We start from the raw sequence: 12,599 nt of genomic DNA on the forward strand, positions 1-12,599 counted from the left end.
CGGTTCATGCGTTGATTCAGGCGCTTACTTCGCGGCCCACGATGCGAAGCGCTGCTCCAGTTCGTCGCCGTGGTCGGTCCAGAACGTGAGGTTCTGCTGCACCGCGTTCTTGCCGTTGGCCGGCGAGTTCGGCAGGTTTTCCAGCGTCTTCTCATCGAGCGCCTTGATGGCGTTCTGGTTCACCGGACCGTAGGCGATGTGCTTCGCGTACTCCTGCTGCGGCTTCGGCGAGAGCGTATAGGCGATGTACTTGAGCGCGCCGTCCTTGTTCGGCGAGCCCTTCGGAATCGCCCAGTAGTCCAGATCGTAGATGCTGCCGTTCCAGACGACCTTGAGGTTCTTGCCTTCGCGCTGCGCGGCGTCGATGCGGCCGTTAAAGGCCGTGGACATCACCACGTCGCCGGCCACGAGGAACTGCGGCGGCTGTGCGCCCGCTTCCCACCACTGGATGTTCGGCTTCAGTTCGTCGAGCTTCTTGAACGCGCGGTCTTGGCCCGCCTTCGTCGAGAGCACCTTGTAGACGTCCTGCGGCGCGACGCCGTCGGCCATCAGCGCGAATTCGAGGTTGTACTGCGCGCCCTTGCGCATGCCGCGCTTGCCCGGGAATTTCTTCGTGTCCCAGAAGTCGGCCCAGCTCGTGGGCGCGGTCTTGAGCTTGTCGGCGTTATAGGCGAGCGCCGTCGACCACACGAAGAAGCCCGCGCCGCACGGCTGCTGCGCGGCCTTGATGAAGTCGCTCTTGTTGCCGAGCTTGGACCAGTCGAGCTTTTCGTACAGGCCTTCGTCGCAGCCGCGCGCGATGTCGCCCGTTTCGACTTCCACCACGTCCCAGTTGACGTGCTTCGCCTCGACCATCGCCTTGACCTTGGCCTGCTCGCCGTTGTACTCGACGGTGGTGATCTTGGTACCCGATTGCGCCTGGTACGGCTCGTTGAAGGCCGCCTTCTGCGCGTTGCCATTCGCGCCGCCGAAGTTCACGACCGTGAGTTCCGCCGCGTGCGCCGCGCCGAACGAGAGTGCGAGCGTGGCCGCGACCGCCGCAACGCGCATGTTGCCGATCTTCTTCATGGTGAGTCCCTTCTCCTTGGTGGTTGTCTTGCCGGGCCCTTCAGCACGCAAGGCGTGGCCCGGTCGTCTTCACGCGAACACGCGCAGATGTTCGGGCGCAAACTCGAGCGCGACCGGCTGACCGGGCGCGAAACCGGCGAGCGCCGCGGTGCCGAGCGGCACCTTCACGAAGCACTCGTCCTGCTGAGGCAGACCGCAGCGCATGCGCACGTGGTCGCCGTAATAGATCAGACTGCGGGCCTCGCCCGCGATGGCGTTCGCACCGTTCAGCGCGCCATTCGACAAGCCGTTCGCGGCGAGCTTCATGCGCTCGGGACGGATGCACGCGATGGCGTCGGCGCCCGCCTGCGCGCCCGCAACGTTGCGGCCCTTGAGACGCGTGCCGTCGGCCAGATGGATTTCGCAGAACTCGCCTTCGACGGAGGCGATCTTGCCGCGCAGACGATTGCTGTCGCCGATGAAGTTCGCGACGAACTCGTTGCACGGCGACTCGTACAGGCGGTCGACGCTGTCGAGCTGCTGCACGATGCCTTTGTCGAACACCGCGACGCGGTCCGACATCGTGAGCGCCTCGCCCTGATCGTGCGTGACGTAGACGAAAGTGACGCCAAGCTTCTCGTGCAGCGACTTCAGTTCGTACTGCATATGTTCGCGCAGTTGCTTGTCGAGCGCGCCGAGCGGTTCGTCCATCAGCACGAGCTTGGGCTGGAACACCAGCGCGCGCGCCAGCGCGATACGCTGCTGCTGACCGCCCGACAATTGCGCCGGGTAACGCTTCGCGAAGCTTTCCATGCGCACCATCTTGAGCGCATCGTTCACACGCGCGGCGCGCTCGCCGGCGGGCACCTTGCGCACGCCCAGCGGATACGCCACGTTCTGCTCGACCGTCATGTGCGGGAACAGCGCGTAGTTCTGGAACACCATGCCGATGTCGCGCTTGTGCGGCGGCACGTTGTTGAGCAGCTTGCCTTCGAGACGGATCTCGCCGCCGGTGGGAAACTCGAAGCCGGCGAGCATCATCAGGCACGTGGTCTTGCCGGAGCCGGACGGCCCCAGCAGCGTCAGGAACTCGCCCTGATAGATGTCCAGATCGAGTTGCTTCACGACCAGCGTTTCGCCGTCGTAGGTCTTGCGCACGCCGCGAAAGCTGACGATCACGTCCGAGTGCTTCATCGCCCAGTCTCCTGTCTCTATTCCCGTATTGCCGCGAGCCCGTATTGCCGCGAACCGCCGATCCGGCGCGATTAAATAAATTCTGTCGCTTGCATTAACCAGATCTGACGTGCGGATTACTATAGTCTGTCCCGGCTCTATCCAATGGAGCCATTTCATTATTCCTGATGGAACCACTTGGTCATGGTCATCTTGTCCGACTGGCTGGCCGCGCAGCTTGACAAAAACGACGTCGAACCCGTCTACCGGCAGCTCCTGCGCCTGATGCAGCAGGCCATTCTGACCGGAAAACTCGCGCCCGGCACCAAGCTGCCCAGCTCGCGCACGCTGGCCGGCGATCTCGGCATCGCGCGCAATACGGTGCTGCACGTCTACGACCAGTTGAGCGCCGAAGGCTACGTGCTCTCGACCACCGGCAGCGGCACCTATGTGGCCGACACGCGCCCGGATTCCGCCGCGGTCGGCCCGCGCGCGACCGCGGCCACGCCGGACGGCGCCGACGCGTCGGCCGCGAATGCCGCGAATGCCGAACCGGCGGCGTGCCCGCGCGGCGACATGTCGGTGCGCGGGCAGCGCCTGATCGACGAAGCGGGCGTCTCCGCCAAGCAATGGGGCGCGTTCATGCCCGGCGTGCCGGACGTGGCCGAGTTTCCCGCGCGCACCTGGAGCCGCCTGCAATCGCGGCTCTGGAAGTCGGCGAGCCACGATCTGCTCACCTATGCGCCGGGCGGCGGCTATCGGCCTTTGCGGCGCGCCTTGTCGGACTATTTGCGCGTCGCGCGCTCGGTGCGCTGCACGCCCGACCAGATCATCATCACCACGGGCATTCATCAGTCGATCGATCTTGCCGTGCGGCTGCTCGCCGACCACGGCGACCGCGCGTGGGTCGAGGAACCGTGCTACTGGGGCGCGCGCAGCGTGCTGCAGGCCTCGGGCATCAAACTCGCGCCGATTCCTGTGGATGCCGAAGGATTGAATCCGCGCGAATCGGACCTGCGCCATCCGCCGCGCATGGCGCTCGTCACGCCGTCGCATCAGTATCCGCTCGGCATGGTGATGAGCCTCGCGCGCCGCCGCACGCTGCTCGAATACGCGCGCCAGCACAAGGTCTGGATCATCGAAGACGATTACGACAGCGAGTTTCGCTACGGCAGCCGGCCACTTGCGTCGCTGCAGGGGCTCGACGAATCGGATCGCGTGATCTATGTGGGCAGTCTCGGCAAGCTGCTGTTTCCGGGTTTGCGCGTGGGCTATATGGTGGTGCCGGAACGACTCGCGGCGACGTTTCGCACCGGTGTGGCGGAACTGTATCGCGAAGGTCAATTGATGCAGCAGGCCGTGCTGGCCGAATTCATCATGGACGGCTATCTGACTTCGCACGTACGCCGCATGCGCACGCTCTACGGCGAGCGTCGGCAATTGTTGATCGATGCCGTGACGCGGCATTTCGGCGACGCGCTGCCCGTGATGGGCGACGAAGCCGGTCTGCATTTCGTGCTCAGACTGCCGGATCATTGCGACGACCGCGTGGTGACGGCGGCGGCCTATGACGCGGGCGTGATCGTGCGGCCACTCGCTTCGTATTATCTCGGCAAGCAGCAACGCAAAGGATTGCTAACCGGTTACGCATGCGTGCCGCACGAGCACATCGAGCCAGCGTTCGACACGCTCGCGCGCGTGATCGAGAAACATGCGTTCGGGAAACGCGCGGCGTGAAGCGAAGCGAAGTGAGGTCAGAAATCGCGGTATATCTATACCGTTTTGTCTTTTCATCGATATCAAAACGGTAATTTCCCTTCGTGCCGTAGTTGCCTATATTCATTTTCAACCCAACTCCATAAAAGCATTCGTCGATTACGCGGCGCCGCTCGTTGCCACTGGAAATCAAGTGTCGACGTGACGCACCGCACTGAATTCACGACTGCTTTTGCCTTGAGTGAAGTCGAAAATGCATTTCCCCAAAGACGCTCAACCGGACCCGTCGCCGATCGAACTGGTCTGCCCCGCCGGCAATCTTCCCGCACTGAAGATCGCGGTCGACAATGGCGCCGACTGTGTCTATCTCGGCTTTCGTGATGCGACAAACGCACGCAACTTTTCCGGGCTGAATTTCACGCGCGAAGCGATAGAAACCGGCATTCGCTACGCGCATGCGCTCAAGCGCAAGGTCTTTCTCGCGCTCAACACCTATCCGCAACCGGACTCGATCGCGAACTGGCACAGCGCCGTGGATGCCGCCGCGGATCTCGGCGTCGATGCCGTGATTCTCGCCGACCCCGGTCTCATGCGTTACGCCTCGCGACATCACCCGGGGTTGCGATTGCATTTATCGGTGCAGGGATCGGCGACCAATCATCAGGCGGTCAACTTCTATCACGAGCAATTCGGCATTGCGCGCGCGGTCTTGCCGCGCGTGCTGTCGCTGTCGCAAGTCGAGCAGTTGATCGGCCAAACGCCGGTCGAAATCGAGGTATTCGGTTTCGGCAGTCTGTGCGTGATGGCGGAAGGCCGTTGTGCGCTGTCGTCGTATGTGACCGGCGAATCGCCGAATCTGAACGGCGTGTGTTCGCCCGCGAAAGCCGTGCGCTGGTTGCAGACGGCGGCGGGACTCGAATCGCGGCTCAACGGTCTGCTGATCGACCGCTACGACGTCAATGAAAAGAGCGGCTATCCGACGCTGTGCAAAGGACGTTTCGTGGTCGAAGGCGAAGCGTATTACGCGATCGAAGAACCGACCAGCCTGAACACGCTCGAACTGCTGCCGAAGCTGATCGAGATGGGCGTACGCGCGGTGAAAATAGAAGGACGGCAACGCAGTTCGGCGTATGTCGAACAAGTCACGCGTGTCTGGCGCGAAGCGATCGACCAGTGTTTGCGCGACCCGCTGCACTTTCGCGTTCAACCCGACTGGCAGACGGATCTTTCGCGGCTTTCCGAAGGACATCAGCAGACTTTGGGCGCACTGCATCGCCCCTGGAAATGAGTCATTGCCACGCGCATCGCACGGAGCGTCAATCTTGAAGATCTCGCTTGGACCCGTTCAATATTATTGGCCGCGCACGACATTGCTCGCGTTCTACGAGCGCGTGGCGACCCTGCCGGTCGATATTGTCTACCTCGGCGAAGTGGTGTGTTCGCGCCGCCACGAAATGCGGTTTTCGGACTGGATGGACGTTGCCGCACGCTTAACCGATGCGGGCAAGGAAGTCGTACTGAGCACGCAAACCTTGCTGGAATCCGGCAAGGACATGCGCGTGCTTGCGGACATCGCGGATAACGGCTGCTACGGCGTCGAGGCCAACGACGTGGGCGCCGTGCAGCGTACGCGAGGAAAGCCCTTCGTTGCAGGCGCATCGCTGAATATTTTCAATCCGCCGACACTCGACATCTTCGCGGAGGCAGGTGCAAAACGCTGGGTGGCGCCGCACGAAATGCATCAGTTCGATTTGCGCGCGTTGCAGCATGCGCGACCGGCCGGCATGCAAACCGAGGTGCTGGCTTATGGACGTTTGCCGCTGGCGTATTCCGCACGCTGTTTCAGCGCACGCAACCGCAATTTCCCCAAAGACAATTGCCAGTATGTGTGCAAAGACTATGCCGACGGCATGCTGCTGGAAACGCGCGAATTGCAGCCGCTTTTCGTGCTCAACGGCATCTCCACGCAGACCGCGCATATCTACACGCTGATCGACGAAATCGGCACGATGAAAAACATGGGCGTCGATATCGTGCGCATCAGCCCGCAGCAACATCACACCGAAGAACTTGTGTCGCTCTTTCACCGCGTCATTCGCGAGCCGTCCGAATCCGCGGATGCCTTGGCGCACATGCTCCCCTTGATGCCCGCCGCGCCGTGCAATGGCTATTGGCATTCGAAACCCGGCTTCGAATTCGTTCGATCCTGAATGGATGCCGTGCAGAGGACCTGAAATGAATGAACTGTTTCATCGCATTCCGTCGCCCGTCAAGCGCATGCTGTCGCTGTTACCCGCGTATCCCGGCACGATACTGTTCGCCAGAGCGCTGAATCTCGCACTTCGCCCCCATCTTCCCGGCGATCTGAAATCGTCGATCGAGGGGCGCGCGTTGCGCATCGACGTGAAAGATGCGGGCCTCGTGCTCGATTTCATGTTTCGGGCGAACGCCTTTCATGCGTTGCGCTCGTCCGGGCAACCCGATCTCGTCATTAGCGCCGTTGCGCGCGATTTTTTCGCGCTCATGCGCCGTAAAGAAGATGCCGATACGCTTTTTTTCAGCCGCCGTCTCGTGATGGAAGGCGATACGGAACTGGGCGTGTGCATCAAGAGTTCGCTCGATTCGATCGAATGGCCGTGGTTCGAATTTGAGCGAGTGTTGGGACGCATTCGCGGCAAGGTGGCGGGAAGCCCGTGAAGGTTCGAAATGCAGTGACGTGGTGTATTGCTGCAATGGCGCAAACCCGGCCCATTGCACGCACAGGAATAAAAAAGCGCGCCTCACAAGGGCGCGCCTTTTTTGCATCGTCAGCCGCTTACTTCAGGCCGAAATCCACCCGCGTCGTCGCGCCCTTGTCGTCGATACCCTTGGCATCGAGCTTGGGCGCCACCACGAACACGCGGCTCGGATCCACCTTGCCCTCGAAATACTGCTGCACCGCCTGCGCGCGCCGCTGCGCCAGATCGCGCAGCGTCGCGTCGTCCACGGGCGCGTGTTCGGCGAGCGCCTGCTTCATGTCGTCCTCGGGCAAGCTCTTGGTCAGGCCGATCATGTTGCGCGGCTTCTTGAAGTCGCCCGACTTATAGGCCTTCTCGAGATACTTGTTGTACTCCTTCGGATCGACCTTCACTGCCGAGGTGTCCACGCTTTCGCCGTTGCCCACGGTGTCCTTCACCTTCTGCTGACGCACGAGACGATCCACGTATTGCTCGCGCAGCGCAGGCGTATCCACGGCCGGATCGACGCGGCCGATCAGATCGATCTTGATCGACGGCTTGTCGTCGAGCGCCTTGGCGATGGTGTCGAGCTTCTTCGTATCGGCGTCGGTGAGCGTCGCCGTGCCCGGCGCGAATTCCACATAACCGAGTTCTTCGCCGCTGCCGCCGAACGCATTCGCGAGCAGCGAGAACGGCGCGGTCACGGCCTTTGCGATCAGGTTCAGCACCGCTTTCCAGATCAGCCCGCCAATGCTGAACTCCGGATTCGAGAGCGAACCCGACACCGGAATGTTCACGTCGATTTCGCCGCGACGGTTCTTCAGCAGCGAGATCGCGAGGCGCACCGGCAGCTTCGTCGCCGTGTCGTTGTCGACGTGATCGCCGAACGTCAACTGGTCGATGAAGATGTGGTTGTTCGCCGTGAGCTGATCGTCGGCGAGCTGATAGTGCAGGTCGACGTTGAGCTTGCCCTTCGTGATCGGATAGCCCGCGTACTTCGCGGAGTACGGCGTGAGATTGGTCAGTTCGATGTCGTGCGCGCTCGCGGTGAGATCGAGCGACGGCTTGGCGATCAGCGGATTCACCGTACCCTTGATCGTGATCGGGCCGTTGGCCGCGAGCTTCGCCGAGACATCGACGGGCGCGGGCGTGGTCGACTCGGTGCCGAACGCGCCCACGGTCCCCTGGATCTGCACGAGGTCGGCGGTGTAGTTCGGCTTGATGAAGTTGTCGGTGTAGTTCACGCGGCCGTTTTGCAGCACGAGCTGGCCGAAGTGCAGGCGCACCGGATTCTTCGGCGGCTGCGCGGCCGTCACGGTCGCGCCCGCGACCGACGCGGCGGCAGGCGCCGACGCCGTCTGCACCGGCGCGGCTGCGGGTTCGCTCGCGGCCTGCGGCGTGAGCGGCACCGGCTCGCGGCCGCCGCGCTGCGCGGCGCCGGTGTCGCGCGTGAGCGACTGCGCCTGACCGCTCTCGTGCGCCACCACGTCCTTCAGGTTCAGCTTGCCCTGCGAGTCGAGCAGGACGCGCCCGTAGAAGCCCGCGAAGGTCACGCGGCTCGCGTCGACGTCGGTGCCGCGCGCCTCGTCGTAATTCGCCTTGAGGTTCGTGAGCGCGAGCGAGCGCCAGCCCGCGAACGGGTCCGAGGTCGCCTTGTCGAGCATGCGCACGTCCACGAGCGCCGCGTCGCCGCGATAGTTCGCCCGCATCGCCTTGCCCTGCTCGACCGACAACTGCCCCTTCATGTTGAGCAGCGCGCTCGCGATCACCGCGTTCAGCTGGTTGCCGAAATACGGCTCGAACGCGGCGGCATCGAGCCGGTTCGCGTCGATCTTCAACTGCGCTTTCAGCGGCGTGGGATTCACGTTGCCGTCGAGCGCGAGCGTGCCCTTCTTGTTGACGGTCGCCTTCAACTCGATCGGCAGCGCGTGTTTCATGTCGTCGCTGATCTGCTGGACCTTGAGGTCGAGCGGCGCGATCGAGAGCTTCACGGGGCGCGGCGTGGTGCTGTCGGTGAAGTTGACCGAGCCGTCGTTCACGCTCACCGCGTCGATCTTGAAGCGCCACGTCGGGCCTTCCTGCACCGACTTCTGCGCCGCGTGAATCGCCGTGCGCTGCGGCGCGGCTTCATGCGTGGCCGCCAGCTCCATCAGATCGATCTTGCCGTTCTTCAGGCGCTCGGCGTTGACGGCCAGACCCGTGGTGTCCACCGAGGCGACTTGCGCCGTGCGCGCCGCCAGATCGACCTGGGTCAGCTGCACGGTGCCCTTCGCGAGCGCGAGCGCGGGCGCCTTCGCGCCGCGCGCGGCGACCTTCAGGGCGTCGAGCGTCAGCGTGCTCGCGCCGACCGTCACGGCGGCGGGCTGCTTCGCCCAGTTCGCGTTGACGAGCGCATCGAGGCTCAGCTTGCCGTCGACGATCTGCGCGGCCGTGACGTTGTCGATATAAGGCTGCAGCGCCGGCAGCGCGAGCGCGTTGAGCGCGATCTTCGCGTCGGCGCTTTGCGCGGCCATGCCGAAGTTGCCCGAGACCTGCGCCGTGCCGCCTTCGGGCGCGGCGAACGCGAGCGTGTAGGCGGCGGGCTGCTTCGCCGTCGACGAGAAGTTGGCAAGCGTCGCCGTGAGGTTGTTCAGGTCCAGTTGCACGGGCCGCGCGGCGGCCTCGTCGTGCACATGCACCGTGCCGCCCGTGAGTGCGAACTGGCGAATCGAGAGGTCGAGCGGCGGCGCTTTTTCGGCGGGCGCGGCCGGAGTGCTCGCGGTAGCCTGTGCGCCGGACGCCGCCGACGCCGACGCCGACGACGCAACCGGCGGCATCGCCGCGACGCCCGCCGACGCGCCGCTCGCGGCGGCGGCGGCTTCGGCCTTCGCGGCAGGCGCGTTGGCGAGCTTTTCGAAGCTCAGCACGCCGGCCTTGTCGCGCGCGACCCAAACCGTCGGCGCATCGATCCTGATCTGGTCGAAGCGATAGCTGTTGCTGAACGGTTCGAGCGAATTCGCCGCCACGTGCAGGCTGCGCGCGTTGAGCAGCGGCGCGCCCGCGTTGTCGCTGGCATCGATGTCGTTCAGGTCCGTCGTGCCCGAGACGCGCAGCGTGGGCTTTTCGCCCGACATCACGAAATCGAGCTTCAGATTGGTCGAAAGCTTGCCGCTCTTCAGCGTGACCGGCAGCTTCGACGGCGCGTACGTGAGCAGCTTCGGCACGTCGAGATCGGCGAGATGCAGTTCGACTTCCGACTCGCGCGAAACGGCGAACGGCTTGGTCTTGCCGTCAATGGCGAGCGTGCTCGCGCCGTCGATGCGCGCGCGCAGCATCGGCTGCACGAAGATATCGGTCTTGGAAGGCAGCGTGGCGATGAACGGAATGCCCAGCGTCCAGCGGTCGATCACGTGCTTCTCGTTGAGCAGGCGGTCGTCGAACGTGATCTGGCCGTTCTCCACGCGGATATTCGAGACGGAAAACTCGGCGGGCTTGCTGCTCGGCTTGTCGGACGGCTTCGAGAACTTGTCGATCAGATCGGAGAAGTTGAAGCGCTGCGCGTCGAGCCGCACGATGGTCGCGCGCGGCGAGTCGAGCCGCACTTCGTCGACGATCGGCGCGAGGCGGAACAGCGACGACCACGACGGCTTCACCACGAGCCGTTCGACGTCGAAGAAGTCGCCCTGACCGCCGCGCTCGCCGATATGCACGCGATCGGCTTCGAGCCGCAGCGTGTACGGATTGAGCCCGATGCGGCCGATCGTGACGGGGCGGTCGAGCTGCTTGCTCAACTGCTGTTCGGCGATGTGGCGGATCAGCGGCGGCGCGGCGAAGAAACCGAGCAGGCCGAACACCACGAGGAAGATCAGGACGCCCGTAAGGATGCGTCGTGTGCGGGGCGCGCGCGCGACGGCGCGTACCGATTGCAGGGAAGTCGTCAGCGATGCTTTGTTGATGCTTGCCATGCTTGCTGGCCAATGACGCGACAGTACGTTGTCGCAGAGTGAAAGACTGGGGCGTTTTGTCGGAAAAGTCCGACAGCCGGAAGTATAGGCCCGATGCCGTTTTGCGCGGCAGTAAAACGCCCGGCGTCATGGGCTTCGCAGCCGGCGCGCGATGACGCGGCGGCACATCCGCGCGCGCGGCGACCCGCGTGGTGAGCGGTTTGCTGGCGTCGGCGCGCGCGGTGGCGGCGCGTGTCCGTCAGGCGCACGGCATCCGCTCCGACAAAAAAACTGCGGCGCACATCCGGGGAGGATGGCGCCGCCGCTCTATGCGCGTTTCATCGACGCGTCGATGTCACTGACGCTCGACCGCGGGCGGTTGCCACGAGCCGTCGGTGGCTTGCGGTTTCGGTGCGTACAGACGCAGCACGAGGCGGAAATCGCCCTTCGGCACCGGCACCCAGTTGGCGCCGCCGCGCGGACGCTCGGCGCTCACGTGCACGTCGAGCGAGCCGTCGCGGTTGCGGCGCGCGCCGTTGCGGTCGCCGAACGCGACGCGCACCGGGCCGTCGCTGTCGAGCGCGCCGTCGGTCGTGTAGGCCGTGATCGACCAGAAGCCGCGCACCGGCGGCAGTTGCTTCGCGGTGAAGTGGATCACGTAGCGGTTCGCGCCGTTGAGCGTGTGGCCGTCGCTGTCCTGGGCGACGCGCGCGCGCACTTCGTCGAGACTCGTCGGCAGACCCGGCGAGGTGTAGGCCGCGTAGGCGCGCAATGCGTAGTCGGGGCCGTAGTTGCCCGCGTCGTCGCCGATCCAGAGCCAGCCGTTGCCCGCCAGCAGATTCGCGGGCGGCGTGGCGACGCGCGCGCGGCCGTCCTCGAAACCGGCCGCGACGAGCGCGGCGTCCTTCGAGCCGGACGGCAGTTGCGCCGTCTCGCCCGCGTGCACGCCGATGTCACCGAGAATCTTGATCGCGTGCGGATCGTCGGGCATCGACGGGTTGTCGTCGATCGCCTGCGCGAGACGCGTGAAGAAGCCGTTGGCGTCGAGCGCCGCGACCTGCGCGCCCGGCGCGCCCGTGGCGACAGGGTCGCCGCTCAGGCCCGCGCCCGAGGACGCATCGGCTTGCGCGCCACGCTTGCCGTGTTCGTCCCAGGCCGACAGCGGCGCGACGCGGATGCCGCGTTGCAGGCGGCGCACGGCCGCGATATCGCCGCCGCCACGCGTCTGGATGCGCGCGAGGAACCAGACGTAGCGCGTGCTCACTTCGATGCGCTTCACGCGCGCGGGCAGCGTGCCTTGCCAGCCGGCCGGCACGAACGCAATCGTTTGCGCCTTCTGACCGGCAACGCGTTCCTTCGGCGGCGCGGCCGTCGACCAGACCACATTGGTCCACATGTCGAGCGCGCGGGCGTCCATATAGCGGCCGTGGGTGTCGGGCAGCGCGACGATGACCGGCTCGCGGCTCACGTCGAACCAGCCGGACGAGGCCAGCGTGTCGAGATTCGGCTCGGGCGGGCTGGAGGCGCCGACGGGCGGCAGCGATTGCGCGTGGCGCAGCGTGTTCGTCTCGGCCTGGCCGGGCGCGCTGCCGGTGGCGGCTTCACGCGAGACGTCCATCAGCACGAGCGGATAGCCGAACACGTAGGAATCCGACACCTCGTCCTTGACCCAGCCATTGCTCCTGGGCGCGACGCCCGCGGGCGCGGACGCGCAACCGGCAATCAGCGCAATCCCCGCCAGCGCGGCGCAGGTGCGGAAAAAGGGAAACTCTCGGCGTTTTCTTTTCATTTCTATATAGGTGCGAAGCAGGGGCGGTCCATGAAGTGACGTCGACCGGCTTCCGACGCGGCGCGCGGCCCCCCCAGGGCCGTGGTCTCGTGCGCGCAGCAAGGTGCCAATGCCGCCGGGTGGTATCGTATCGCCCGCGCCTTGCCGTGAAAAGTCTGACGGAAGTAAATCTGCTTTACCCGGCGTGAGGGGGATCGAGAGAGCCCTTGACCTTCCCATCATGGGAACGTAGAT

At 64.7% G+C, this 12,599-nt stretch carries 8 protein-coding genes; 4 read left to right on the top strand and 4 right to left on the bottom strand.

The window, feature by feature from the left end; genetic code table 11:
• Window positions 1-24: 24 nt before the first annotated feature.
• Window positions 25-1,050 carry an ABC transporter substrate-binding protein gene (locus SB764_RS05765; protein ID WP_410863146.1) on the bottom strand — a complete coding sequence of 342 codons (1,026 nt, stop codon included), beginning with the start codon at window positions 1,048-1,050 and terminating at the stop codon, window positions 25-27.
• An 87-nt stretch (window positions 1,051-1,137) separates the two neighbouring features.
• Window positions 1,138-2,241, bottom strand: a complete 1,104-nt coding sequence (locus SB764_RS05770; protein ID WP_065065334.1) for an ABC transporter ATP-binding protein — start codon at window positions 2,239-2,241, stop codon at window positions 1,138-1,140.
• A gap of 177 nt (window positions 2,242-2,418) precedes the next feature.
• Between SB764_RS05770 and SB764_RS05775 the strand changes: the two genes are divergently transcribed.
• From SB764_RS05775 to SB764_RS05790, 4 genes are all read left to right on the top strand, one after another.
• Window positions 2,419-3,957 carry a PLP-dependent aminotransferase family protein gene (locus SB764_RS05775; RefSeq protein ID WP_110325665.1) on the top strand — a complete coding sequence of 513 codons (1,539 nt, stop codon included), beginning with the start codon at window positions 2,419-2,421 and terminating at the stop codon, window positions 3,955-3,957.
• A 232-nt stretch (window positions 3,958-4,189) separates the two neighbouring features.
• Entirely contained in the window at window positions 4,190-5,224 is a 1,035-nt protein-coding gene (locus SB764_RS05780; RefSeq protein WP_124260434.1) for a peptidase U32 family protein, read from the top strand.
• Window positions 5,225-5,258: 34 nt separating this feature from the next.
• Window positions 5,259-6,146: a U32 family peptidase gene (locus tag SB764_RS05785; protein ID WP_074980968.1), complete on the top strand. Its 888-nt coding sequence runs from the start codon at window positions 5,259-5,261 to the stop codon at window positions 6,144-6,146.
• A gap of 25 nt (window positions 6,147-6,171) precedes the next feature.
• Window positions 6,172-6,633: an SCP2 domain-containing protein gene (locus SB764_RS05790; RefSeq protein WP_065065330.1), complete on the top strand. Its 462-nt coding sequence runs from the start codon at window positions 6,172-6,174 to the stop codon at window positions 6,631-6,633.
• Window positions 6,634-6,751: 118 nt separating this feature from the next.
• On the opposite strand, the gene SB764_RS05795 is transcribed toward SB764_RS05790, so the two are convergent.
• Both SB764_RS05795 and SB764_RS05800 read right to left on the bottom strand, forming a co-directional pair.
• The gene (locus SB764_RS05795) at window positions 6,752-10,597 is read right to left on the bottom strand and encodes a DUF748 domain-containing protein (RefSeq protein WP_410862909.1); all 3,846 of its coding nucleotides are present in this window, start codon (window positions 10,595-10,597) and stop codon (window positions 6,752-6,754) included.
• 334 nt (window positions 10,598-10,931) lie between these two features.
• Window positions 10,932-12,365 carry a DUF1254 domain-containing protein gene (locus SB764_RS05800; protein WP_065065328.1) on the bottom strand — a complete coding sequence of 478 codons (1,434 nt, stop codon included), beginning with the start codon at window positions 12,363-12,365 and terminating at the stop codon, window positions 10,932-10,934.
• Window positions 12,366-12,599 lie beyond the last annotated feature (234 nt).

Source organism: Paraburkholderia sp. SIMBA_027 (genome assembly GCF_046535315.1).
Classification (GTDB): Bacteria; Pseudomonadota; Gammaproteobacteria; order Burkholderiales; family Burkholderiaceae; genus Paraburkholderia; species Paraburkholderia tropica.